Here is a 22,185-nt window from a genome sequence, read left to right as displayed (position 1 = left end):
CTTATGTCTTTTTAACGCTTTATAAAAACGCTATTTATCAAATTCGGGATTAAAGGCGTAGAAGTTTCTGGAATTGAGATTATCCTGGGTTATGCGGAGGGCTTCGCCAAACCTCTGAAAATGCACGATCTCCCTCTGTCTGAGGAACTTGATAGGATCCCTTACATCGGGGTCGTCGGCAAAGCGCAGGATATTGTCATAAGTTGTGCGTGCCTTCTGCTCTGCTGCCGCTTGTAAAAAGCAACATAATTCTCACAGACAAATCAGAAATTCCAGAATATCTCAAGCGTAAATTTCCTTGATCTTCCCGTATCCTTGTGAACCACTATTTTGTCAATAAAGATACGAACCATTTGATATGTCAGTCTGTCACATTCCAGATATTTTTTTATCACTTCCGAATTATCCTGTCTGTTCAGGATATCATTTTCGATAATGTTCTTTTTGCTTTCAAGTTCATTGAGCGTAGCTGCTTGGTTTGCCTCGTCAGCCGCAAATTCGTTCATAAGTTCGGTGAACATCTCAGAAGTGAGCTCACTTTTTATCTTGTCACGATAAAGCTTCTTGATACAGTCCCGTGTTTCTTTTATCTGCTGCCTGACCGTTTCAAGGCTTTTTTCCACACTTTTCAAATTGGTTTCCAAAGCGTCGGGGAAAACGGTATGCTCTTTGATAATTCCAATGTCCGAAAACTCACAGGTAAGCTTTCTTATCTGAGACAGCACCTCGTTATATATGCGGTCATAAAGCACATAAGTACCCTCACAGCTGCTTCGGTCGCATATCTTTCCGCCGCACCTCAGATAACGCTTATGATTGCAGACCGATGTCCTGAGTGCTGAGGCGCATTTGCCGCAGAATATCTTTCCCGAAAAAACACTGACCACATTCTTGTCGGTGACAGCGCTCTTAAATTTGCCTGCGGATATGTTCTGCGCCGCCTTGAATATTTCTTTGTCGATTATCGGCTCGTGAGTCCCCTCGGCTCTTATCCATTCACATTTCGGGACAGGCTTTTTTATTTTGGATTTATATGAAATACTGTGAGACTTGTTTTGTATCAGATTTCCGATATAGACCTCATTTTTCAGTATTGCTGCAATCGTCCAATCGTGCCATTTTGATTCTTCGATTTCGGAATTATTTCTGTATTTTTCCCCGTTAGCCCGCTTGTAGCCTGCAGGAGACAGCACTCCTCTTTCATTAAGATAACGTGCTATCGCCGTCCGCCCCGCACCGCTTAAATACATTTCAAATATATCCCTGACAACTGCCGCAGCCTCCGGGTCTATTATCAGATGTCCCTTTCTTTCGGGGTCTTTTTTATACCCATATGGAGCAAAAGCACCGATAAACAGTCCGTTTTTTCTGCGGTTTGTAAGCACCGCCTTTATGTTTTCGCTCATATCCTCAAGATACCACTCGTTTATCAGTCCGTTTATCTGCCTTGATTTCTTATTTCCACGCACCGACGTATCGGCATTGTCCACCACGCTTACAAATCTTATCCCCCATAATGGAAAAAGATTGTGAATATATTTTTCCACCATTTCAAGCTCTCTTGTAAACCTGCTTTGTGTCTTGCAGAGCACAATGTTGAATTTACCCTCCTCGGCGTCTTTAAGCAGACGATTAAAGGACGGACGGCTCCTGTCGCTTCCCGTATAGTCATCGTCGCTGTATATATCGTATATCTCCCATAAATGCTCGTTGGCATATTGGGTGAGCATTGCCTTCTGATTTTTTATGCTTTCGCTGTCGTCCCTTTCGCAGACTTTATTTCTGTCCTCTTCCGACAGTCTGCAGTAAATTGCCGCTTTGTCCACCTGCTGTTCCCTCCCGTATAAAATGAAAACGACTGTCACCGTAATATTACACCGACAGCCGCTGTTTAACATATTTTTATTTTACAGACGACAGCTTTTCCATTAAGGTTATGTATTTTGCCCATAACTCGCTGAACGTTTTCTGAAAATTATCAGTCTTGAAACGGTTTATGACCTCATTCAGAATATCGCCTCCCCTGTCAAAAATATGCGTTATACACAGGCATTATTCATCTGTCAGAATACAAAAACTGACCGCACAAAGCACGGTCAGTTTCAAATGAAAAATCAGGCATTCTTTTTATGTTTCGAGAATTTACTTTGTTTTTCTATTGGCTCCGTTTCAGGAAGATATGCGTCCGTTTCGGAAGGAAGACCTTTTTTCTTCAGAAGCGATTCTATAAGCTCCTGAGCAAGCGCATATATAACTGCAAATATAGGGACTCCCAATATCATTCCGGCAAATCCGAACAGTCCGCCGCCCAGGAATATGGCAAACATTACCCAGAATGCGGGAAGTCCCGTTGAGTCGCCGAGGATATGAGGACCAAGGATATTTCCGTCGAACTGCTGTAGTGCAAATATCATCACAATAAAAGGTATTGTTTGAGACGGCTCGGAAATAAGCAGCAGAAGCGCCGAGGGTATCGCTCCGATAAATGGTCCGAAAAACGGGATAATATTGGTAATTCCGATAATGGTACTGATAAGAACGGGGAACTCCATCTTGAAAATGTTCATCAGAATAAAGCATAACATTCCGATGATGAAAGAATCAAGTATCTTGCCCGTAATAAAGCCGTTCAGAGATTTGTTTATCTTTGTGCAAATTCTTCTGATCTCATAAGCAACCTTTTCGGGGAACAGCGCAACAATGATTTTTTTCCCCTGGGCAAGGAACTTTTCCTTATCAAGGAGAAGATAGACCGCAACGATAAATCCGATAACGAAATCTTTAAGTCCTACTGCAAATCCAACAGCACCGTCTTTAAGCTTGAGAGCCCAGTCACCCACCTTAGGTATAAGGCTGTTTACAGCAGTCAGTACCGTTTTTTCAATGCTGTCCAGCTGGCTGTTCAGATATGTGGCAATATCGGGATATTCGGCTAAAGTGGTGTTTATCCAGTCATAAATGTTATTGATATAATTCTGAGCATTGCTGAATATTGTCATAATGCTTTCAAGCACCTGAGGAACGATAATGGCTATCAAAGCTGCTATTACGGCAATACCGAAAATTATGGCTATTATCGTGCTTATAAATCTGCAAAGCTTCGGGTGGGGCTTTTTTTTCTCCAGCAGCTTTTTCATAAGCCGCTCTGAGGCAAGCATAACGGGATTTAACAGAAAAGCTATCACAAATCCCCATACAAATGAAGATAATGTATTTATCGCTGCGCCGAACGCTCCCATAATTGACGAAAAGCATACGACCACAAGCACCAATGCAAGGCATATCGCAAAGGTTATTACGGTGTAAGCTGAAATGGTGGTATATTTGCTGTTCCAGTCGATCTTCATAATCGGGTTCCTTTCAACTTCAGGACTATAAATGAATTTAATATTATTATACTACAAATAGATCCGGTTGTAAACAGTAATTCGGTATATTTTGCAAAAATAGCGCTAAAAAAATTTGCTGCGTCTATTGACAAAACTAATCATATTAGTTATAATGTTTATAAAATATTTCCGGAGATGATAGATTTGGCAAAAAAAGGTCTTGATAAAAATGCGGTCATTGAGCGTGCAGCGGCTCTTGCAAATGAAAAAGGGCTGGATAATGTTACCCTGAAGGAGCTTGCGGACAGTCTGGAAATACGCTCACCCTCTCTTTATAACCACATTTCGGGACTTGAGGAGCTTAAACGTGAGATAATGCTCTATGGCTGGAAACAGGCGCAGGAAAAGATTCTCCGAGCCGCAGAGGGGAAAAATGATTTTGAGGCCATAAGGGCGATGTGCAGGGCGTTTTACGGATATGCCTCAGAAAACAAAGGCATTTTCAGCGCAATGCTCTGGTACAACAAGTACGCCGATGAAGGCTCAATGGAAGCTACCTCGGGACTGTTTTCCCGTGTGTACAAGGTAATGGAGGAAATGGGCATTTCACGGGAAAGGGCAGAGCATCTGATACGAACTCTGAGAGGCTTCCTTGAAGGCTTTGCTCTGCTTGTGAACAACGGCGCTTTCGGACATCCTGCGGACATTGACGAAAGCTTTGAGGTATCTCTTGACGTGCTTATCGAGGGAATAAAGGCGGCAGCCAAAAAAGAAAGGAAATGTGTATGAGCAGATTTTATGAGCTTGAAACACAGATGTGGAATAGTGCAATGTCGGGAAACAGCAAGGATTTTCTGAAGCTTGTTTCTCCCGAGGCGGTAATGGTATGCGGCGGATACCGCTGCTCGGGAGCGGAATACGGGGAGCTGATAAAGGACTTCGGAATATCGGGATTTGAAATAACAGACTTTGAGGTCACCGCCGAAAACGACGGTCTTGCGTCGGTGCATTACATCGTAAAGACCTGCGCCGACAGTCCCGAAAGCGCCGATCTGGCAGGAGTATTTCACGTGGCTTCTGTCTGGAAAAAGCAGGGCGGAAAATGGCAGCTGGTTTTTAATATGGATTCAAGGATATTGGAGGTCTGACGTATGAATGAAAAAGCAGAAAAATTCTGGCAGGAATTTCTGAAAGACACGGGCAGAGACCGGTCGCTCAGATATTCCGAATGCTTTCATTTTGAGCTGACGGAATACTGGGCAAATGAACTTCTGCGACTTGTACTTGAGGGCAAGAAAAAGGCGACTTCAAGCAGTTTGTGGGGATATGAGCTTGAGGGAGACAAGGTTCCGCAAAAGGGAGAGATGAGCATTGTCACGGACTGGAACGGTGAACCTGCGTGCGTTATAGAGACTACCGATGTGAACATTATCCCATTTAAGGATATCACCTTCGACATATGCAGCCGTGAGGGCGAGGACGACAATTTACAGTCCTGGCAGGAAGGTCATAGGGATTTTTTCACCGAGGAGGGCAAGGAGCTTGGTTATGAATTTTCCGAGGATATGCCTGTGATATTTCAGGAGTTTAAAGTGGTTTACAGAAAGGACGGAGAAGAATGAATACAGACTTCATCAGGCTAACGGGCGAAATGATAAATATTGATTTATTTTCCGATTTTCACAGGCATCAGGTGGTAACAAAATGCCACAGAAAAATAGACGGCGAATGGGTAATCATAGACAATCCCTTTGTGGAGGACTGGGGCGAGAAGGAATTTGAAATTCTTGTAAAATGTCTTAAAAATACCGTTCAAACAGGCGGAGTGGTCATAGGCGCTTTTGACGGCTCAAAGCTTGCGGGGCTTGCCTCGGCGGAGAATACATTTTTCGGCAGCAGGGGGCAGTATCTTGAACTTTCCTGCATTCACGTGACAGAGGAACTTCGGGGCATCGGAATCGGCAAAAAGCTTTTTCGGCTCATATGCGAATGGGCAAAGGAAAAGGGTGCGGAAAAGCTTTACATATCAGCTCATTCCTCGGTGGAGAGCCAGTGCTTTTACAGGGCGATGGGCTGCACGGAAGCCGAGGAATACAGCCCCGCTCACGTTGAAAAGGAACCCTGCGACTGTCAGCTGGAATACAGATTATAAAGGGAGAATATGGCTATGGACTACATTAAACTCACAAAAGACAATCTTTCAAAGGAACACATCTGCTGTGCTATTTCAAACAACAAGGATATTCAGGTCGCTTCCAAAAAAGCGTGGCTTAATGACCGCTTTGACGAGGGACTTGTATTCTTAAAAGCGGACGCACGTGGAAAATGCTTTATTGAGTATATCCCTGCCGAAAATGCCTGGGTGCCTGTCAAAGCGCCCGGGTATATGTTCATTGACTGCTTCTGGGTATCGGGTCAGCTCTCGGGCAAGGGGTACGGCAGCGAGCTGCTGGATATGTGCATAAAAGACAGCCGTGAAAAAGGCAGAAAGGGGCTGTGCGTCATATCCTCGGAAAAGAAGCTGTCATTTCTGTCCGACCCTAAGTTCCTTGCAAAAAAAGGCTTTACCGTATGCGACACCGCCGAGCCTTATTTTACGCTTATGTATCTCCCCTTTGAGAAAAATGCAGAGCCGCCGAAATTCGGTGAAAGCGTAAAAGCCCCTAATGCTGCCGGGGAGGGATTTGCACTTTATTACAGCAATCAATGTCCCTTTAACGCCAAATACGTGCCCATCATAGAAGCTGCAGCCGCAGAAAACAGTATACCCTTTAAAAGCATTCTCATAGACAGCTGTGAAAAAGCACAGAACGCTCCGTCTGCGTGGACGGTCTCCGCACTATTTTATAACGGTAAATTCATTACTCACGAAATACTGTCGGAGAAAAAATTCCTGTCCATCGCAGATAAGGTGAAAGGATAATATTATGGAAGTCACATTACTCAGAGATCACCCCGAGAAAACAGCCGATGCCGCAGAGTGGTTCCACCAAAAATGGGGCATACCAAAGGAAGCATATATTGAAAGTATGGAGAAATGCATCAAGAATAAAAGCGCTGTTCCCGAATGGTATGTCATTGAGGAACAGGGTAAGATAATTGCGGGAATGGGCGTGATAGAAAACGATTTTCACGACAGAAAAGACCTCGCCCCTAATGTCTGCGCCGTTTATGTGGAAAGCACCCATCGGTGCAGGGGCATTGCGGGATATCTGCTTGAATTTGTCTGCAAGGATATGCACAGCAAGGGCATAGACGTGCTTTATCTTGTGACCTCCCACAACGGATTTTACGAAAGATACGGCTGGGAGCATTTCTGCAATGTCTGCGAGGACAACGGAGCGATCGCAAAGCTTTACAGGCATATTTATAAATAAATATCAGACCCGTCCACATAAATTTCGTGGGATGGGTCTGTTTTGTGTCTGCACTATGATATAGGCAAAAAAAATCATTCACGATTGACAAATCAAGGAGAATGTGGTAATATAATAAATGTATCAGTATAAATGCTGCGGTCATCCCTTTCGGGAAGCCGATAATCTATGGAAATAAAGGAGTAAAAAACTATGGAACCTATCAAGCTGAAGCCTGCGTTCAAGGACTATCTCTGGGGAGGCACACGTCTCAGAGACGATTTCGGAAAGGACTGCGATTTTGAAAAGATCGCCGAAAGCTGGGAGCTTTCCTGCCATAAGGACGGTAATTCCATTGTTGCAGATGGCGAGTTTGCAGGTCTTACCCTTGCGGAGTACATTGAAAAGAACGGCAAGCAGGTTCTCGGAACAAACTGCGATAAGTTTGAGAACTTCCCTATCCTTATCAAGCTTATCGACGCAAAGGACAACCTTTCCGTTCAGGTCCACCCCGACAACGACTACGCAATGCGTGTTGAGGGCGAGTACGGCAAGACTGAGATGTGGTACATAGTTGACTGCGACGAGGGTGCAACTCTGCTCTACGGCTTCAAGCACGAGATATCCAAGGAGGAATTCAGGGAGAGGATCGAAAACAACACTCTTCTTGAGGTGACAAACGCAGTTCCCGTTAAAAAGGGTGATGTGTTCTTCATTCAGGCAGGCACTCTCCACGCTATCGGCAAGGGCATCCTTATCGCCGAGATACAGCAGAATTCCAATACCACCTACAGAATTTACGACTACGGCAGAGTTGGCGCAGACGGCAAGCCCAGACAGCTTCATATCGACAAGGCTGTTGATGTTACAAACCTCTGCCCCGCAAAGCCTTATCCCGTTACAGCACCCGTCCGGAAAGACGGCTGGAGAGAAAAACGCCTTGCCTCCTGCGAGTATTTTACCGTTGACGCTCTTGAGATAGACACACACGCTTCCCTTGAGGCTGACAGCAAAAGCTTCGTGCATATTCTTGTGACCGAGGGCGGCTGCGTATTCTCAGCTGCAAACAGCTCTGCTGCAGAGCTTGTAAAAGGAGACAGCCTTTTCGTTCCCGCAGGTCTGGGCAAATTTGAGCTTACAGGCAAATGCTCTGCGGTAATGACACATATCGACTGATATTTTGATATTCAAACGGTGAATTTCTATGACAGGCAGACGTTTATTGGGTGACGCAGGCTTTTACAAAAAGGTTCTTCTTATCGCCGTTCCCATAATGATACAAAACGGCATCACAAACCTTGTGGCTCTCCTTGACAACATTATGGTGGGACAGCTCGGAACTGAACAGATGTCGGGAACGGCGATAGTAAATCAGCTTCTCTTTGTGTTTAATCTGACGATTTTCGGCTCGCTTTCCGGGTCGGGAATTTTCGGGGCGCAGTTTTTCGGACAGGGAAATACCAAAGGAATAAGAGACACCTTCCGATTCAAGGCAGCTACGGGAATAACCGTGCTTGCTGTGGGAGCAGCTATACTCTTATTTTTCGGCACAGACCTTATCTCCTCATACCTTACGGGAAACGGTGAAAACGGCAACAAAGCCCTTATCCTCTCCTCAGGGCAGGATTATCTGAGGATAATGCTGGTGGGGCTTATTCCATTTACCGTAACTCAGGTGTACGCCTCGACTCTCCGTGAAACAAATCACACATTTCCGCCGATGTTTGCAGGACTTGCGGCGGTGCTTATAAATCTGATGCTGGACTGGGCGCTTATCTTCGGCAATTTAGGACTGCCTCGTATGGGAGTTAAAGGTGCGGCTCTTGCAACTGTCATCGCACGTTTTGCCGAATGTGCGGGAGTTGTGATATGGACTCACAGAAATGCTGATAAGAATGAATTTATAAAAGGAGCATTCCGCACTCTTGCCGTACCGCCCGAACTTATCAAAAAAATTGTCATAAGCGGACTTCCCCTTGCAGTAAACGAGTGTCTGTGGTCATCGGGAATGGCAACTCTGAACCGCTGTTACTCTATGCGTGGTGTTGACGTAGTCGCTGCCACAAATATCTCTTCCACCATTTTCAACCTCTTTGCGGTGATTTTCATCGCTCTCGGGAACTCGGTGGGCATTATCGTGGGACAGATACTTGGCTCGGGAGATATGAAAAAAGCAAGAGAAACGGACACAAGGCTCATTATTTTCACCGTTCTGGCAGGAACGGTCACAGGCGGGCTGATGGCAGTTCTCTCGGGTGTTTTTCCGATGTTTTACAACACCACAGACGCAATAAGGGCGCTTGCGGGAAAAATAATAACCATATCGGGAATGTTTATGCCTATGGCAGCGTTTATGCACGCAGCATATTTTACTCTGCGTTCGGGCGGAAGAACGTTCATCACGTTTCTTTTCGACAGCGTTTACGTGTGGGCGATTACGATCCCTACAGCCCTGCTCCTTATTCATTTTACAGATCTTGACATTCTTGCGGTGTATTTTTTATGCCAGCTTGTTGACATAATAAAGGTGACTATCGGATTTATACTTATCAAAAAAGGCGTCTGGCTGCGAAATATCGTGGCTTCGGAATAATTTACGAAAGGTTGATAGAAATGAAGTATTATATCGGCATAGACCTTGGCGGAACGAATATCAAGGCGGGAGTTGTTAACGAGAAGTTTGAGATAATCGCAAAGGCTTCTACAAAAACTCTCTGCCCCCGTCCCGCAAAGGATATCTGCGACGATATGGCAAAGGTGTCCATTGAGGTATGTAAGCAGGCAGGAATTTCCGTTGATGATATCGAATGGATAGGCGTGGGCACTCCGGGTATCGCCGACAATGTAAACGGCACTATCCCCTATTCAAATAATCTTGACTTCCACGATGTGCCCGTGAGAAAGTACATTCAGGCACATATCAATAAGCCCGTTTATGTGGCAAATGACGCAAATGCCGCTGCATACGGCGAGTTTGTGGCAGGCGCTGCAAAGGGCGCAAAGAACGCTGTCTGCATTACTCTCGGCACAGGCGTGGGCGCAGGTATCATTGTTGACGGAAAGATTCTTACAGGCTCTAACCTTGCAGGTGCGGAGCTTGGTCATATGGTCATTGAAGTGGACGGCCCTCAGTGTACCTGCGGAAGAAAGGGCTGCTTTGAGGTATTCTCCTCCGCTACGGGTCTTATCCGTATGACAAAGGAGGCTGCCGAGGCTGACAAGTCCTCCGTTCTCAACAAGTATTTTGATACCGAAGGCAAATTCTCTGCCCGTCACGCATTTATGGCTATGAGAGAGGGCGACAAGGCAGGTACAGAGGTGGTAAACAAATACTGCAAGTACCTTGCGGCAGGAATTACAAACGCTATAAACATCTTCCAGCCCGACATTCTCTGCATAGGCGGCGGCGTTTGCAATGAGGGCGACCCCCTGCTTCTTCCCGTCAAGGAGCTTGTTAAGAAGGAAGTTTACACTCGTATGCTCTCGCAGAATACCGAGATAGTTATTGCAAAGCTCGGAAATGACGCAGGCATTATCGGTGCGGCATTCCTCGGTCTGGAGAGTTGATATGGGATTATTTGACAAGATAAAAAGCTTTGTCAACAGCGGAGAGCTTGACAGGCTTACCGAAACTGTGGGAAAAACGGTGAACACGTTTTTAAATGAACAGGCAGCTGCCGCTCAGAATCATTCTGCCCCCTCCGCAAATCAAAACAGCAATGCGCCTTCCGACCTTCTCGCAACTGCCAATATTCCTCCGAAGCCTGATTTTACCGTTAATGGCGACAACGGCAACAAGAAATATTCCTTTCAGCTGTCGGGTGATTTTATTGAATTCAGCAGTCACTGCGAATTCATTCCCTCCTATCAGTATGAGCCTTTAAGCAGCAATGATTACACTGAGTATGACGGCTCTCTGCCCATAATTGCAATAGGTCCCGGCAAAATTATACATAACGCTGCGGAAAGCTTTGAAAAGGGAGAAGCCGTAACAAACATCACCGTGACAACGTGTGACAGTCCATACTTCCTTTTCAGCGCAAGCTTTAAGGAATATGATAAAAAATATTATGCCTACGCATTTGCAAAGAACACCGCAAGAGAACACGAAATGCTCTGCGTTCAGTATGACCCGAAGCTTTCGGAGACTGCTCTTGAAAAAAAGCTTATTGCTGCCGTTGATAAGGCTGCGGCTACATATAAGGAAACAAATATTTAAATGAAAAAGAGGTAATATAAAATGTCTTGTAACGAAAAATGCACAGACTGTGGAAACTTTTTCTGTGAAGGCGCCGAAATGGCTCCTCAGCGCTCACTCTTCAACGCTCTCGGTATGACAGAGGAGGAAATGAAGAAGCCCTTAGTCGGTATCGTATCCTCATATAACGAGATAGTTCCCGGTCATATGAACATCGACAAGCTGGTCGAGGCTGTTAAGATGGGCGTTGCTATGGCAGGCGGAACTCCCGTAGTATTCCCTGCTATCGCTGTATGCGACGGTATCGCAATGGGTCATCAGGGTATGAAATACTCCCTTGTTACACGTGACCTTATCGCCGACTCCACCGAATGTATGGCTCTTGCTCATCATTTTGACGCTCTCGTTATGATACCAAACTGCGACAAGAACGTTCCCGGTCTTCTTATGGCTGCCGCAAGAGTTAACGTACCCACTGTATTCGTTTCCGGCGGTCCTATGCTTGCAGGTCACGTTCAGGGCAGCAAAACTTCACTTTCAAGTATGTTCGAGGCTGTAGGCGCTTACACCGCAGGCAAGATATCCGAAGAAGAGTTTGAAGAATATGAAAACAAGGCTTGTCCCACCTGCGGAAGCTGCTCGGGAATGTACACCGCTAACTCTATGAACTGCCTTACAGAAGCTATCGGAATGGGTCTGAAGGGCAACGGCACTATCCCTGCCGTTTACTCCGAGAGAATTCGTCTCGCCAAGCACGCAGGTATGCAGGTAATGGAGATGTACAGAAGAAATATCCGTCCCAGAGACATTATGACTGAAAAGGCATTTATGAATGCTCTCACCGTTGATATGGCTCTCGGCTGCTCCACAAACACAATGCTCCACATTCCTGCTATCGCTCACGAATGCGGCATTGACATCAACCTTGACATCGCAAACGAGATAAGCGCAAAAACCCCCAACCTCTGCCACCTTGCTCCCGCAGGTCACGCATATATGGAGCAGCTGAACGAAGCAGGCGGAATTTACGCTGTAATGAACGAGCTTGACAAGAAGGGTCTCCTTTACACCGACCTTATCACCGTAACAGGCAAGACTGTAGGCGAAAACATCAAGGGCTGCATAAACAAGGATCACGATATTATCCGTCCTATTGAAAATCCCTACAGCGAAACAGGCGGAATTGCAGTTCTCAGAGGAAATCTGGCACAGGACGGCTGCGTTGTAAAGCGCTCTGCTGTTGTTCCCGAAATGCTCACACATACCGGTCCTGCAAAGGTATTCGACTGCGAAGAAGACGCTCAGGCAGCTATCCTCGGCGGCAAGATCGAGGCAGGCGACGTTGTTGTTATCAGATATGAAGGTCCAAAGGGCGGCCCCGGTATGAGAGAAATGCTCAATCCTACCTCCGCAATTCAGGGAATGGGTCTGGGTACATCTGTTGCACTTATCACCGACGGACGTTTCAGCGGCGCTTCAAGAGGCGCTTCTATCGGTCACGTATCTCCCGAAGCGGCTGTTGGCGGCGTTATCGGCGTTGTTAAGGACGGCGACAGCATTACCATTGATATCCCCAACTACAAGATTCAGCTTAACATTGACGACGCAGAGCTTGAACGCAGAATGGCTGAATTTACACCTAAGAAGAAGGAACTGAGCGGCTACCTCAAAAGATACGCTTCCCTTGTTACCTCCGGCGCACAGGGCGCAGTCCTCAAGAACGAATAATTATCGGAGAATTTTATTATGAGCAAAACCGAAAGCGGCGCAAAAAAGGCGGGCAAAGCGCTTACCGCATTTGTAATACTTATCCTTATTGCAGTTCTTGCCGTCACGAAATTCATAGGCGGTCAGAATACGGCTGCGGAAAAATACTGCGCCGCCATAGCTTCGGCTAATTTCAAGGAATATGTGAAAACAGTCCCCTCCGACGACGTTTATGCAGGCGGCAGCGAAAGCGATTTCAAAGCCGCCTGCCAAAGCGGTCTGCGTGGACTTCCCGAATTTTCCGAGCTTGAACAGACCGATAACCTCAGCGCCAATGTCAGGATAACCGAGCATAAAATGAACGGCAGTCTTACGGAATGGATATGCACCGCCGATATAGACTTTTATTGCAGCGGAAGCAGCGTATCCTATGACGGCGTTTCCATTGCTATGAGCTTTTCGGGCGGCAAATGGATAATTATCAGCACCGAGCCGAACGTTTTCTGACGTTCGGCATTTTATACGCAAAAAGCTCTTGCATTTTGTGTTTTTTTGTGTTATAATAATAAAAGGTTAATTAAAATTTAACAGGCAAAGGATATGGTGCTATGAGTTTATTCGATAACGAAAAAAAACAGCGCAGGAACAAGCAGATCCAGCTCCAGAACATCATTCTTGAAATAGATGAGAAAAAGCTTCAGGTGTCCGAGGAATTTCTTGAAAAAATGACAAAAATTTACATAAGCAAGTATCTCAAAGTCATAAATGAGAATATTTCAAGCATTAACAAGGTCACAAACATCGGTCTGCTTTTCAAAAAATATGACGCTGTAATGAAAAATATTGACGAGCTTATCAAGATCGAGGATCTTCACCGCTTCCGTCACCCCACGCCCTCCGAATACAAGGAAATGATCGAGGAACGGCTTGATAAATTCATTATGTCCCTCATAAGCCGTGAGTGGAGAAAAATCGCTCCACAGAACAGCGCCGAGACAACAGACCCCAACCTTGAAAAAAAATGGAAAGCCTTTTTTGCCTCCTTTGAACCATACGAGGACAGGCTCACCGATAATGCCAAGAACACACTCGAGCAGCTCAAAAACGGAGTATTCCCTCCCGAACCTCCCGAGGAGGAGCAGGAAGATCTCCATCTTACTGACGAATTTATCCCCGAGACATTTGAATCCGCAGATGCTCCGGATGCCGAGAGCAGTAATGAAGAAAATGCGTCCCCAACCGAAAAATAAGCGAATTATACTATCCCGAAAGCGCTTTTGCTCCCGGGATAGTATATATTTTTTTAGTAAAATGTAAAATAACATTATTATCACTTGAATTTATCAGGGTTTTGTATTATAATACTTATTGGTTTGTAATCAATTACCTTTGAAAGGACGGATCAGTAATGAAATTATCTAAAATAATCGCATCCGTGGCTGCTGCCGCACTTTCCGCAGCAATTTTTGCAGGCTGCGGAAGCGTTCCCGAGAACACTGTTTTCTCCCTTGACGATTTAAACGGCAAGGTCATCGGTGTTCAGCTCGGCACAACAGGTGACGCTTACGCTACCGATGTTACCGACAAGGTCGAGCGCTTTAACAAGGGCGCTGACGCTGTTCAGGCATTAAAGCAGGGCAAAGTCGACGCTGTTCTTATCGACGCTGAGCCTGCTAAGGTCTATGTTCAGAACAACAGCGACCTTACGATCCTTGACGAGACTTTCGCCGTTGAGGAATATGCAATTGCCGTTAAAAAGGGCAATGACGAACTTACCGAGAAAATCAACGGTGCTCTTGCTCAGCTCAAGGCTGACGGCACTCTTGACTCTATCAAGGCTAACTGGATAGGCGAGGACGCAGGTAAAACTCCTTACACCTCTCCCGAGGGCGTTGACAGAAGCGGCGGCAAGCTCATTATGGCTACAAATGCCGAGTTTCCTCCCTATGAGTCAATGAGCGGAGAAAACGTTGTAGGATTTGACGTTGATATGATGACTGCCGTATGCGACATTCTCGGTATGGAGCTTGAGATCGAAAATATGGCATTTGACTCTATCATCGCAGCAGTTGACTCGGGCAAGGCTGACGTTGGCGCAGCAGGTATGACTGTTACCGAGGATAGACTTGAGAACGTAAACTTCACCGATCCCTACACAACAGCAACTCAGGTAATTATTGTCAGAAAGTAATATCATTTCAAACGGCTGTCCGCAGCTTTACGGACAGCCGTTTCTTAAAATGAGGGGTGATAATTTGGAAAACATTTTTACGGAATTTGCGGATAAATTCTATAAGACATTTATTCAGGACGACCGCTGGAAATACCTTACCAATGGTCTGAAAAACACTTTGACAATTACCGTTTTTGCCGTTCTTCTCGGAATGGTATTAGGATTTCTTATCGCCATTGTCCGCTCTACCCACGACAAAACAGGCAAACTTAAAGTGCTGAATTTCTTTGCTAAAATATATCTCACGGTTATTCGTGGAACGCCTGTTGTGGTTCAGCTTCTTATAATCTACTTTGTTATCTTTGCTTCGGTGCAGGTGGACAAGATATTTGCCGCTGTACTTGCTTTCGGGCTTAACTCTGCCGCATATGTTGCTGAGATAGTCCGCTCGGGCATTATGGCGGTGGATAACGGACAGTTTGAGGCAGGCTCGGCTCTGGGACTTAATTATTCCCAGACTATGAGCTACATCGTTCTTCCTCAGGCGTTCAAAAACGTTCTCCCCTCTCTTGCAAACGAATTCATCGTTCTGCTGAAGGAAACTTCTGTGGCAGGCTATATTGCCGTGCAGGACCTTACAAAGGGAGGAGATACTATCCGTGCAAATACATATGAGCCGTTCCTGCCTCTTATTGCGGTGGCGCTCATATATCTTGTTATCGTTATGATACTCACTCACTTTGTTACCCGTCTTGAAAGGAGGCTTGCGGCTAATGATAAGCGTTGAAAAGCTGACTAAGTCCTTCGGGGAACTCGAAATTCTCAAGGGAATTACCGAGACCATTGACAAAGGCGAAAAGGTGGTTGTGATAGGTCCCTCGGGTTCCGGCAAGAGCACATTTTTAAGATGTCTCAATCTCCTTGAGAAGCCTACTTCTGGCAAGATAATCTTTAACGGCGTTGACATTACCCACGCAAAGGAAAAAGAGCTAAACCTCATGAGACAAAAAATGGGAATGGTGTTTCAGCATTTTAATCTGTTCCCAAATCTGACCATTCGTGGAAACATCACTCTTGCCCCCGTTAAGCTCGGACTTATGACAAAGGACGAGGCTAATGTGAAAGCGGAGGAGCTGCTTCGTATGGTGGGACTTCTTGAAAAGGCAGAAAATTATCCCTCGCAGCTTTCGGGCGGTCAGAAGCAGCGCATCGCAATTGCACGCTCTCTTGCTATGAACCCCGATGTTATGCTGTTTGATGAGCCTACCTCGGCGCTTGACCCCGAAATGGTGGGCGAAGTCCTGAGCATTATGAAGGAGCTTGCCGAAGAAGGTATGACAATGGTGGTCGTTACTCATGAAATGGGATTTGCAAGGGAAGTTGCTTCAAGGGTAATGTTTATGGAAGGCGGAAATATTCTTGAACAGAGCGCTCCCGATGAGTTTTTCGGCAACCCTAAAAATCCCCGTTTAAAGGATTTCCTTTCAAAGGTGCTGTAATGGGTATACGTATTACACGTGGGCTTGAAGCTGCACCCGAGGCGGCGGAGATACGAAAGGCTGTCTTTATTGACGAGCAGGGCTTTGAAAACGAGTTTGACGATATAGACGGTTATGCTTTTCACGCCGTACTTTTTGCGGAGGACAACATTCCCGCTGCCTGCGGACGGCTGTATCTGTCTGAGGAAAATATATTTATTATCGGCAGGATAGCTGTGTTAAAGCCGTTTCGCAGAATGGGCTTAGGTGAAAAAATTGTAACGGCTCTTGAAAACAAGGCTCGTGAGCTTGGAGGTACCGAAACGGAGCTTTCGGCTCAGGTAAGGGCAAAGGGTTTTTATGAAAAGCTTGGCTACTCCCCTTTCGGTGAGGAATATTTAGATGAATACTGTCCTCATATTGCTATGAGGAAAAAATTGTAAACGGCAGTACGGCTCATAATGGGCTGTACTGCCGTTATTTTACGTTAACGGGTATTCAATTCCGTTGAAGCTTAAAGCGCAGACATCAGAAATATCCATATAATTTTTGAAATGATCATAAGGCAGCATATATGCAAGGCGAAGAGACATTTCGGAAATGCCGTTATCAAGCTTGCCCGACCAGCCGTTAAATGATACGGGTATTTGTGAACCGTCAGTCCTCACAAGATACATCTCGTTTTCAATACCTGTATCAACACCCGTAAAGAAATTATTGTTTTCATTGCAGGGAAATTCAATATCCATTTTTCCGCCTGTGGGCGATATCTCGATCAGATTTACGGTGCATTCAAACTCATAACGCTCTGAGCCGCCTTCGTAAATTTTGTCGCCTATCTCGTCGGGTAACTTGAGACGGAAAATCGCTTTTTCCTCGGGGGCTTTGCAGGTGAGAACATCAAGAGATTTGTCAGAAGCTGTGTATTTAAAGCTTATGCTCCATTTCAGGGGTATGGCTACCACAGAACTGATATCGGTCTGTACAGGCTCATTGGTATCTTTGTCATAAAAACCACATTCGCCTTTATTCTTTCCGTAATAGGAATTTGTTTCATCGCATATCTCATTGTATTTATCCCACCAGACAAGCGTATCTCCCTCAGCGTAAATGATCTTGCCGCTGATCGGAGCGGAGCCATCAATATCCATTGTATAAATTATATTTCCATTTTCTGTTATTGATTGACCAAAACCACCGCCCCATGACATCTGGTCTATAAATCCCGCTGCATTTTTTATCTTAACGTTATCCTCAAGCCAAGTAAAATCATTATGCTCAAAATCGGCGGGATTCTGAAAATGCTCTGTTACGGGGGTGCCGTCCTTTCGGGATATCTCGATAACTGCATAAAGATTATCTGAGCCGCCTGTTACACCTGCCACGCTTACGATGTAATCATCATCGGAAACGGAGTATTTGACGTTGCTCACCTTGCCTATAAGCTCCTCGGCAAGCTCGCTGTCGGCTACCTTTATCCTGTCACCGAAAATCACATCAAAATCAAGATTTCCCGTTACCGCTGCGGCAGTCACACCGAGACAGGCTGCAAAGCATAATGCCACGGGGATAATTATCCCCTTTCTGAGCCTTGGGCGGCTCTTGCTTTCGGCTGTTTTGGCCGCTTTTACTTTTTCAAGCAGCTCCTCGGACGGAGCGATATCTTCAAATGCGTTTTTTATAAGCTCGCTGTTATTCATCTTGCCATACCTCCTCAAGTTCTTTTCTGAGCGCAGTCCTTGCACGTTTGAGCCTTGTCCTTACGGCAGGCTCGGATCTTTGCGGTCTCATCGCAGGAATAGCCGTAGTAGTAATACAGCAGTACGGGCAGGCGGTAGCTTTCGGGCAGCTTCATTACCGCTTCTGTTACCGTTTGCTTTTCAAGTGCGTCATTGCTTTCCGACGTGATATTTTCGTCAAGCTCCGCTTTATAGCGGCTGTAGGCGCTTCGGTGAAGCATTTTGCAGAAATTTACCGTCACCCGTATGAGCCACGCTTTTAAATGCTCCTCGTCCCTGAATTCCCGTTTATGGCTTGACAGTTTGAGAAAAGTCTCCTGAAAAATATCCTCGCTGTCGGAGAATGTGCCGCTGTACAGATAAGCGGTTTTATAGACCAGGTCTCCGTATTTGTCAACGGTCTCCTCAAAATTCGGCTTCATTTGTTTTATCACATCCCCTATTGTCTTTTTGAGTACTCATAGATAAAATGCGGCAGGAAGTCAAAATGTGACAAGAAATTTTGTTCGATTTGTCAATTGGCATTTTGATACATTTGTGCTATAATGTAAGAGAAATAAATCTCCCGGGATATTGTCCTCGGGAGATTTATTGGTAGGTATCAGGCTTTTGAGATCGTGATTACCTTGACGGGGCATTTCTCGGCGCATTTTCCGCAGGCGGTGCATTTTTCGTGGTCTACACGGGCAATATTTTCCGACACGTGAATTGCGTCAAAATCGCACTGCTTCTCGCACAGCTTACAGCCGATACAGCCCTTGCCGCATACCGCTTTGACCGCCTTGCCCATATCCTTTGAACTGCAGAGGACATCGGCGGTGGGAGCGATCTTTCTTATTTCAATAACGTCATTGGGGCAGGTCTCGGCGCACATTCCGCAGCCGATACATTTTGATCTGTCTATTTTTGCGAGGTCGTCTTTTATGACGATGGCGTTTACGGGACAGACCTTAGCGCAGTCGCCTTGTCCGAGACAGCTGAATTTGCAGCCCCACATTCCGCCGTAAAAACGCTTGGCGTTTACGCAGGTAAGCTCGCCGTCAAAATCAAAGCTTCGCTGCTTGCTTTCGCAGTCTGCCGAGCAGTGGACAACAGCAATTTGCTTGTACGTTTCCCCTGCGGTGACTCCCATTATTTCGCCTATCTTCTCTGCGGACTTTGCTCCTCCGGGTTTGCAGAGGTTGGCTTTTTCGCCCTTTAGGACTATGGCTTTAGCATAGTCAAAGCAGCCGCTGTAGCCGCAGGCTCCGCAGTTTACCTGTGGGAGAGCCTCGTTCACCTCGTCCACCCGTGGGTCGGACTTTACCGCAAATATCTTTGAAGCGGCGGTAAGCAGCACGCCTGCAAGTATTCCCATTCCCGCAAAAATGAGGACGGGAAGAATGTATGCTTCAAACATTTATATCTATCCTTTCGATAAGGTTATTTTCTTTGTTATGCGGACGGGGTCAGCCGCCCGCAGGATATCAGCCGAATATTCCCTCGACCATTCCCGAAAAGCTCATAAAGCTTACGGAAACGATTGAAGCGGCTATAAGTGTGGCAGGAACGCCCTTGAAGGTCTCGGGGACATCTGCCTTGTCAACTCTTGAACGGACACCGCTGAATATGAGCAGGGCAAGGGTGAAGCCAAGACCTGCGCCAAGTGCGTCAACGATGGACTCTCCGAAGGTGTAGCCGTTGTCGATATTGAGAATGGTCACGCCGAGTACGGCGCAGTTTGTGGTGATAAGGGGAAGATAAACGCCCAGCGAGCCGTAAAGGGCAGGCATTTTCTTCTTGAGTATCATTTCAATAAGCTGAACGAAGAGGGCGATTATAAGGATAAATGCTACGGTCTTGAGATACTCAAGTCCGAAGGGGGCAAGTAGCAATGTATAGATCGGATAGGTGCAGAGTGTGGCGCATACCATTACGAAGGTAACGGCGGCGCCCATTCCTGCGGCGCTGTCAAGCTTTTTCGATACGCCTAAAAAGGGGCAGATGCCCATAAATTTCGAGAGGACAAAGTTATTTGTCAGCATTGCGCTGAACAGTATCACGAGCATTGATCTCATACAGCTTTTTCCTCCTTATTTTCGTTGGCGCAGCCTGTGCAGCTGTCGGCGCAGGGACAGCCTGCGCAGCCTATCTGCTGAGGCGGCTTGCGGTTTGCAATCTTATTCACAATTGCGATTATACAGCCGAGAACGAAAAATCCGCCTGCGGGCATTATGAATATGGTCATAGGGTCGGGAATGTGGAGGTCGATGCCCAGCCATTTGCCTGTGCCGAGGATCTCACGGAATGAGCCCATCAGGAAAAGGGCAAGGGTGAAGCCTATGCCCATTCCAAGTCCGTCGAGGATAGAAGGAATAAGTTTATTTTTCGATGCAAAGGCTTCCGCTCTTCCGAGGATTATGCAGTTAACGGTTATGAGAGAGAGGAAAAGTCCCAAGCTGTCATAAAGTGCAGGAACATAGCCTTTCATCAGAAATTCTATGAGGGTAACAAAGCTTGCGATTATTACGATGAAGCAGGGCAGTCTTACTGCTTTGGGGATAACGTTTTTGAGGAGCGACACCACCGCATTTGAGCAGACAAGGACAAAGGTGGTGGCTATGCCCATTCCCAGACCGTTTTCTGCCATTGTGGTTACTGCCAGGGTGGGGCACATTCCCAGCAGGGTCACAAGGGTGGGATTTTCCTTGATTATGCCTTTGGTAAATTCCTTGAGGTTACTGTTTTCAGCCATTTCCCTGTTCCTCCTTTAGCTGAGAGTAGGCATTGACGGCTGTCTCCACCGCTTTGTTCATTCCCTTTGAGGAATATGTGGCTCCTGTTATGCCGTCAACCTGAAAATCCGGGGAGGTTATGCCCTTGAAGCGGTCAAGGTATGCGCTGTCCTGCACTTTGGTTCCAAGTCCCGGAGTCTCGCCTATGGTTAGGACGGAAATTCCGCAGACTGCTCCGCTTTCGTCAAAGCCGATGAGAAGATGAAGTCCTCCTTTGGAATATCCGTCGGCGGTTATCTCAAAGGCGGTTTTGCCGCTGCCGTTGTCGATGATTGAGGTAACGCCTTCGTAGGATTTTACAGTCCCGTCATCGTTTATGAGCATTTCAAAGCCATCGGGTGTGCCGTAAATTTCTGAAAGTCCTGCGGAAAGCTTATCGGTTATTATTCCTGTGGTGTCCACATAGGTGAGATTATAGGCAAGCACAAGGAGTGCCGAGGATATTACGCATATTAGCGTGAGGACAAGGGGGGGCATAATTTTTTCTTTCATTGTCATACCTTTGCACCCTCCTTTTCAGGCTTTTTTGCACCTACGGGTCTAAGCTCGCAGAGCCTGTCGATATAGGGTACAAGCAGGTTCATAAGAAGTATTGAGAATGATACGCCCTCGGGGTAGCTGCCGAATTTTCTTATGGCAAAGGTGAGTATTCCGCAGCCTATGCCGAAAATAAGCTTGCCCTTTCCTGTGAGGGGAGTGGTGGCGTAATCGGTCGCCATAAAGAATGCGCCAAGCATAAGTCCGCCCGAGAGTATAGCATAAAGTGGGTCGTCTCCTGCAAGGAATGTGAGGAGGGCGACTGTTCCGATAAAGGCAAGAGGTGCGTGGGGGGTGATTATCCTTGTTATCATAAGGAATACGCCGCCTATGATAAGGGCAAGGGCGCAGGTCTCACCGATACAGCCTCCTGTGGTTCCGAGGAAAAGCGAGAGATAATCGGCGTCCTTTGTTACAAGAGGAGTTGCCGTTGTTACTGCGTCGGCGGTATTTTTATAATAAAAGGGTGCGCTCCACGCAGACATATGACCCGTAAAGGAAAGCATAAGGACTATTCTGCCCACGATGGCGGGGTTTGCGAAGTTCTGACCTATGCCGCCGAAAAGCTGCTTTGTTATGCCGATAGCCACGAATGAGCCTATTACGCCGAAAAGCGGATTTATTGCAGGAGGGAGGTTCATTCCGAGAAGAAGTCCCGTTACAACTGCGGACAGGTCGGATATGGTCTGAGGCTTTTTCATTATCCGTCTGAGGATATACTCGAAAAAAACGCAGGAAACAGTACAGACTGCAAGATTTAAAAGTGTCATCGGTCCGAAAATTATCACTCCTGCTATGCAGGCAGGCATAAGTGCGATTATGACCATCAGCATTACCTTGCGGGTGCTTATATTGTCGTGGATATGGGGTGAGGGAGACACATTAAGGCTCACG

The 22,185-nt window shown here is 46.3% G+C and carries 26 protein-coding genes and 1 pseudogene; 17 read left to right on the top strand and 10 right to left on the bottom strand.

The annotated features are described in order from the left end of the window. Positions 1-30: 30 nt before the first annotated feature. The 3 genes and pseudogenes from ACR0QN_RS06680 to ACR0QN_RS06670 all read right to left on the bottom strand — a co-directional run. Positions 31-228 (bottom strand): annotated as a pseudogene (locus ACR0QN_RS06680) (manganese catalase family protein); the annotation flags it as partial. Between the two features lie 35 nt (positions 229-263). After that, positions 264-1,826 (bottom strand): recombinase family protein, encoded by a 1,563-nt coding sequence (locus ACR0QN_RS06675; RefSeq protein WP_432650421.1) that lies wholly within the window; start codon positions 1,824-1,826, stop codon positions 264-266. 288 nt (positions 1,827-2,114) lie between these two features. Further along, complete coding sequence (locus ACR0QN_RS06670; RefSeq protein ID WP_432650420.1) at positions 2,115-3,347, bottom strand: AI-2E family transporter; 1,233 nt, start codon at positions 3,345-3,347, stop codon at positions 2,115-2,117. 186 nt (positions 3,348-3,533) lie between these two features. On the opposite strand from ACR0QN_RS06670, the gene ACR0QN_RS06665 reads away from it, so the two are divergent. From ACR0QN_RS06665 to ACR0QN_RS06585, 17 genes are all read left to right on the top strand, one after another. Beyond that, positions 3,534-4,118 carry a TetR/AcrR family transcriptional regulator gene (locus ACR0QN_RS06665; RefSeq protein ID WP_432650419.1) on the top strand — a complete coding sequence of 195 codons (585 nt, stop codon included), beginning with the start codon at positions 3,534-3,536 and terminating at the stop codon, positions 4,116-4,118. After that, the gene (locus ACR0QN_RS06660; RefSeq protein WP_432650418.1) at positions 4,115-4,477 is read left to right on the top strand and encodes a nuclear transport factor 2 family protein; all 363 of its coding nucleotides are present in this window, start codon (positions 4,115-4,117) and stop codon (positions 4,475-4,477) included. Before ACR0QN_RS06665 ends, ACR0QN_RS06660 begins: the two co-directional genes overlap by 4 nt. Before the next feature lie 3 nt (positions 4,478-4,480). Further along, entirely contained in the window at positions 4,481-4,951 is a 471-nt protein-coding gene (locus ACR0QN_RS06655; RefSeq protein ID WP_432650417.1) for an ASCH domain-containing protein, read from the top strand. Next, positions 4,948-5,481 (top strand): GNAT family N-acetyltransferase, encoded by a 534-nt coding sequence (locus ACR0QN_RS06650; RefSeq protein WP_432650416.1) that lies wholly within the window; start codon positions 4,948-4,950, stop codon positions 5,479-5,481. Before ACR0QN_RS06655 ends, ACR0QN_RS06650 begins: the two co-directional genes overlap by 4 nt. A gap of 15 nt (positions 5,482-5,496) precedes the next feature. Beyond that, positions 5,497-6,252 carry a GNAT family N-acetyltransferase gene (locus ACR0QN_RS06645; RefSeq protein WP_432650415.1) on the top strand — a complete coding sequence of 252 codons (756 nt, stop codon included), beginning with the start codon at positions 5,497-5,499 and terminating at the stop codon, positions 6,250-6,252. Between the two features lie 4 nt (positions 6,253-6,256). Beyond that, entirely contained in the window at positions 6,257-6,706 is a 450-nt protein-coding gene (locus ACR0QN_RS06640) for a GNAT family N-acetyltransferase (RefSeq protein WP_432650414.1), read from the top strand. A 192-nt stretch (positions 6,707-6,898) separates the two neighbouring features. After that, a complete protein-coding gene (locus ACR0QN_RS06635; protein ID WP_432650413.1) occupies positions 6,899-7,861 on the top strand; it encodes a type I phosphomannose isomerase catalytic subunit in 963 nt (320 codons plus the stop codon). A 28-nt stretch (positions 7,862-7,889) separates the two neighbouring features. Further along, a complete protein-coding gene (locus ACR0QN_RS06630; RefSeq protein WP_432650412.1) occupies positions 7,890-9,278 on the top strand; it encodes an MATE family efflux transporter in 1,389 nt (462 codons plus the stop codon). A 20-nt stretch (positions 9,279-9,298) separates the two neighbouring features. Continuing rightward, a complete protein-coding gene (locus ACR0QN_RS06625; RefSeq protein ID WP_432650411.1) occupies positions 9,299-10,252 on the top strand; it encodes an ROK family protein in 954 nt (317 codons plus the stop codon). Next, complete coding sequence (locus tag ACR0QN_RS06620; RefSeq protein WP_432650410.1) at positions 10,206-10,904, top strand: hypothetical protein; 699 nt, start codon at positions 10,206-10,208, stop codon at positions 10,902-10,904. The genes ACR0QN_RS06625 and ACR0QN_RS06620 overlap by 47 nt, the downstream gene beginning before the upstream one ends. 21 nt (positions 10,905-10,925) lie before the next feature. Then, positions 10,926-12,611 (top strand): dihydroxy-acid dehydratase, encoded by a 1,686-nt coding sequence (ilvD, locus tag ACR0QN_RS06615; RefSeq protein WP_432650409.1) that lies wholly within the window; start codon positions 10,926-10,928, stop codon positions 12,609-12,611. An 18-nt stretch (positions 12,612-12,629) separates the two neighbouring features. Beyond that, complete coding sequence (locus ACR0QN_RS06610) at positions 12,630-13,097, top strand: hypothetical protein (protein WP_432650408.1); 468 nt, start codon at positions 12,630-12,632, stop codon at positions 13,095-13,097. A gap of 101 nt (positions 13,098-13,198) precedes the next feature. Beyond that, the gene (locus ACR0QN_RS06605; protein ID WP_432650407.1) at positions 13,199-13,840 is read left to right on the top strand and encodes a hypothetical protein; all 642 of its coding nucleotides are present in this window, start codon (positions 13,199-13,201) and stop codon (positions 13,838-13,840) included. Positions 13,841-13,998: 158 nt separating this feature from the next. After that, on the top strand, positions 13,999-14,781 hold the full coding sequence (locus tag ACR0QN_RS06600) for a transporter substrate-binding domain-containing protein (RefSeq protein WP_432650406.1): 783 nt from the start codon (positions 13,999-14,001) through the stop codon (positions 14,779-14,781). A 49-nt stretch (positions 14,782-14,830) separates the two neighbouring features. Further along, positions 14,831-15,550, top strand: a complete 720-nt coding sequence (locus tag ACR0QN_RS06595) for an amino acid ABC transporter permease (RefSeq protein WP_432650429.1) — start codon at positions 14,831-14,833, stop codon at positions 15,548-15,550. Beyond that, on the top strand, positions 15,537-16,262 hold the full coding sequence (locus ACR0QN_RS06590) for an amino acid ABC transporter ATP-binding protein (protein ID WP_432650405.1): 726 nt from the start codon (positions 15,537-15,539) through the stop codon (positions 16,260-16,262). The genes ACR0QN_RS06595 and ACR0QN_RS06590 overlap by 14 nt, the downstream gene beginning before the upstream one ends. Beyond that, positions 16,262-16,684 carry a GNAT family N-acetyltransferase gene (locus tag ACR0QN_RS06585; RefSeq protein ID WP_432650404.1) on the top strand — a complete coding sequence of 141 codons (423 nt, stop codon included), beginning with the start codon at positions 16,262-16,264 and terminating at the stop codon, positions 16,682-16,684. The genes ACR0QN_RS06590 and ACR0QN_RS06585 overlap by 1 nt, the downstream gene beginning before the upstream one ends. 39 nt (positions 16,685-16,723) lie before the next feature. On the opposite strand, the gene ACR0QN_RS06580 is transcribed toward ACR0QN_RS06585, so the two are convergent. From ACR0QN_RS06580 to ACR0QN_RS06550, 7 genes are all read right to left on the bottom strand, one after another. After that, positions 16,724-17,941: a hypothetical protein gene (locus tag ACR0QN_RS06580; protein ID WP_432650403.1), complete on the bottom strand. Its 1,218-nt coding sequence runs from the start codon at positions 17,939-17,941 to the stop codon at positions 16,724-16,726. Between the two features lie 14 nt (positions 17,942-17,955). After that, positions 17,956-18,402 (bottom strand): RNA polymerase sigma factor, encoded by a 447-nt coding sequence (locus ACR0QN_RS06575; RefSeq protein ID WP_432650402.1) that lies wholly within the window; start codon positions 18,400-18,402, stop codon positions 17,956-17,958. Between the two features lie 179 nt (positions 18,403-18,581). Further along, on the bottom strand, positions 18,582-19,379 hold the full coding sequence (locus ACR0QN_RS06570) for an RnfABCDGE type electron transport complex subunit B (RefSeq protein ID WP_432650401.1): 798 nt from the start codon (positions 19,377-19,379) through the stop codon (positions 18,582-18,584). A gap of 67 nt (positions 19,380-19,446) precedes the next feature. Beyond that, complete coding sequence (locus tag ACR0QN_RS06565) at positions 19,447-20,037, bottom strand: electron transport complex protein RnfA (RefSeq protein WP_432650400.1); 591 nt, start codon at positions 20,035-20,037, stop codon at positions 19,447-19,449. Then, the gene (gene rsxE, locus ACR0QN_RS06560) at positions 20,034-20,714 is read right to left on the bottom strand and encodes an electron transport complex subunit RsxE (protein WP_432650399.1); all 681 of its coding nucleotides are present in this window, start codon (positions 20,712-20,714) and stop codon (positions 20,034-20,036) included. The genes ACR0QN_RS06565 and rsxE overlap by 4 nt, the downstream gene beginning before the upstream one ends. Beyond that, a complete protein-coding gene (locus ACR0QN_RS06555) occupies positions 20,707-21,252 on the bottom strand; it encodes an FMN-binding protein (protein WP_432650398.1) in 546 nt (181 codons plus the stop codon). Before ACR0QN_RS06555 ends, rsxE begins: the two co-directional genes overlap by 8 nt. Beyond that, positions 21,249-22,184, bottom strand: a complete 936-nt coding sequence (locus ACR0QN_RS06550) for an RnfABCDGE type electron transport complex subunit D (protein ID WP_432650397.1) — start codon at positions 22,182-22,184, stop codon at positions 21,249-21,251. The genes ACR0QN_RS06555 and ACR0QN_RS06550 overlap by 4 nt, the downstream gene beginning before the upstream one ends. Position 22,185 lies beyond the last annotated feature (1 nt).

This window comes from Huintestinicola sp., assembly GCF_050874005.1.
In the GTDB taxonomy this organism is placed as follows: Bacteria; Bacillota; Clostridia; order Oscillospirales; family Ruminococcaceae; genus Huintestinicola.
The sequence above is the reverse complement of the archived record's forward strand: the minus strand, read 5'-3'. Positions and strand labels throughout refer to the sequence as shown.

What these genes read in the sequence shown, in the direction of transcription:
- ACR0QN_RS06670 (WP_432650420.1), bottom strand. Translation starts at nt 3,347, where the DNA reads ATGAAGATCGACTGGAACAGCAAATATACCACCATTTCAGCTTACACC.
- ACR0QN_RS06660 (WP_432650418.1), top strand. Translation starts at nt 4,115, where the DNA reads ATGAGCAGATTTTATGAGCTTGAAACACAGATGTGGAATAGTGCAATG.
- ACR0QN_RS06655 (WP_432650417.1), top strand. Translation starts at nt 4,481, where the DNA reads ATGAATGAAAAAGCAGAAAAATTCTGGCAGGAATTTCTGAAAGACACG.
- ACR0QN_RS06650 (WP_432650416.1), top strand. Translation starts at nt 4,948, where the DNA reads ATGAATACAGACTTCATCAGGCTAACGGGCGAAATGATAAATATTGAT.
- ACR0QN_RS06645 (WP_432650415.1), top strand. Translation starts at nt 5,497, where the DNA reads ATGGACTACATTAAACTCACAAAAGACAATCTTTCAAAGGAACACATC.
- ACR0QN_RS06640 (WP_432650414.1), top strand. Translation starts at nt 6,257, where the DNA reads ATGGAAGTCACATTACTCAGAGATCACCCCGAGAAAACAGCCGATGCC.
- ACR0QN_RS06635 (WP_432650413.1), top strand. Translation starts at nt 6,899, where the DNA reads ATGGAACCTATCAAGCTGAAGCCTGCGTTCAAGGACTATCTCTGGGGA.
- ACR0QN_RS06630 (WP_432650412.1), top strand. Translation starts at nt 7,890, where the DNA reads ATGACAGGCAGACGTTTATTGGGTGACGCAGGCTTTTACAAAAAGGTT.
- ACR0QN_RS06625 (WP_432650411.1), top strand. Translation starts at nt 9,299, where the DNA reads ATGAAGTATTATATCGGCATAGACCTTGGCGGAACGAATATCAAGGCG.
- ACR0QN_RS06620 (WP_432650410.1), top strand. Translation starts at nt 10,206, where the DNA reads ATGACGCAGGCATTATCGGTGCGGCATTCCTCGGTCTGGAGAGTTGAT.
- ilvD (WP_432650409.1), top strand. Translation starts at nt 10,926, where the DNA reads ATGTCTTGTAACGAAAAATGCACAGACTGTGGAAACTTTTTCTGTGAA.
- ACR0QN_RS06610 (WP_432650408.1), top strand. Translation starts at nt 12,630, where the DNA reads ATGAGCAAAACCGAAAGCGGCGCAAAAAAGGCGGGCAAAGCGCTTACC.
- ACR0QN_RS06605 (WP_432650407.1), top strand. Translation starts at nt 13,199, where the DNA reads ATGAGTTTATTCGATAACGAAAAAAAACAGCGCAGGAACAAGCAGATC.
- ACR0QN_RS06600 (WP_432650406.1), top strand. Translation starts at nt 13,999, where the DNA reads ATGAAATTATCTAAAATAATCGCATCCGTGGCTGCTGCCGCACTTTCC.
- ACR0QN_RS06595 (WP_432650429.1), top strand. Translation starts at nt 14,831, where the DNA reads ATGAGGGGTGATAATTTGGAAAACATTTTTACGGAATTTGCGGATAAA.
- ACR0QN_RS06590 (WP_432650405.1), top strand. Translation starts at nt 15,537, where the DNA reads ATGATAAGCGTTGAAAAGCTGACTAAGTCCTTCGGGGAACTCGAAATT.
- ACR0QN_RS06585 (WP_432650404.1), top strand. Translation starts at nt 16,262, where the DNA reads ATGGGTATACGTATTACACGTGGGCTTGAAGCTGCACCCGAGGCGGCG.
- ACR0QN_RS06580 (WP_432650403.1), bottom strand. Translation starts at nt 17,941, where the DNA reads ATGAATAACAGCGAGCTTATAAAAAACGCATTTGAAGATATCGCTCCG.
- ACR0QN_RS06575 (WP_432650402.1), bottom strand. Translation starts at nt 18,402, where the DNA reads ATGAAGCCGAATTTTGAGGAGACCGTTGACAAATACGGAGACCTGGTC.
- ACR0QN_RS06570 (WP_432650401.1), bottom strand. Translation starts at nt 19,379, where the DNA reads ATGTTTGAAGCATACATTCTTCCCGTCCTCATTTTTGCGGGAATGGGA.
- ACR0QN_RS06565 (WP_432650400.1), bottom strand. Translation starts at nt 20,037, where the DNA reads ATGAGATCAATGCTCGTGATACTGTTCAGCGCAATGCTGACAAATAAC.
- rsxE (WP_432650399.1), bottom strand. Translation starts at nt 20,714, where the DNA reads ATGGCTGAAAACAGTAACCTCAAGGAATTTACCAAAGGCATAATCAAG.
- ACR0QN_RS06555 (WP_432650398.1), bottom strand. Translation starts at nt 21,252, where the DNA reads ATGACAATGAAAGAAAAAATTATGCCCCCCCTTGTCCTCACGCTAATA.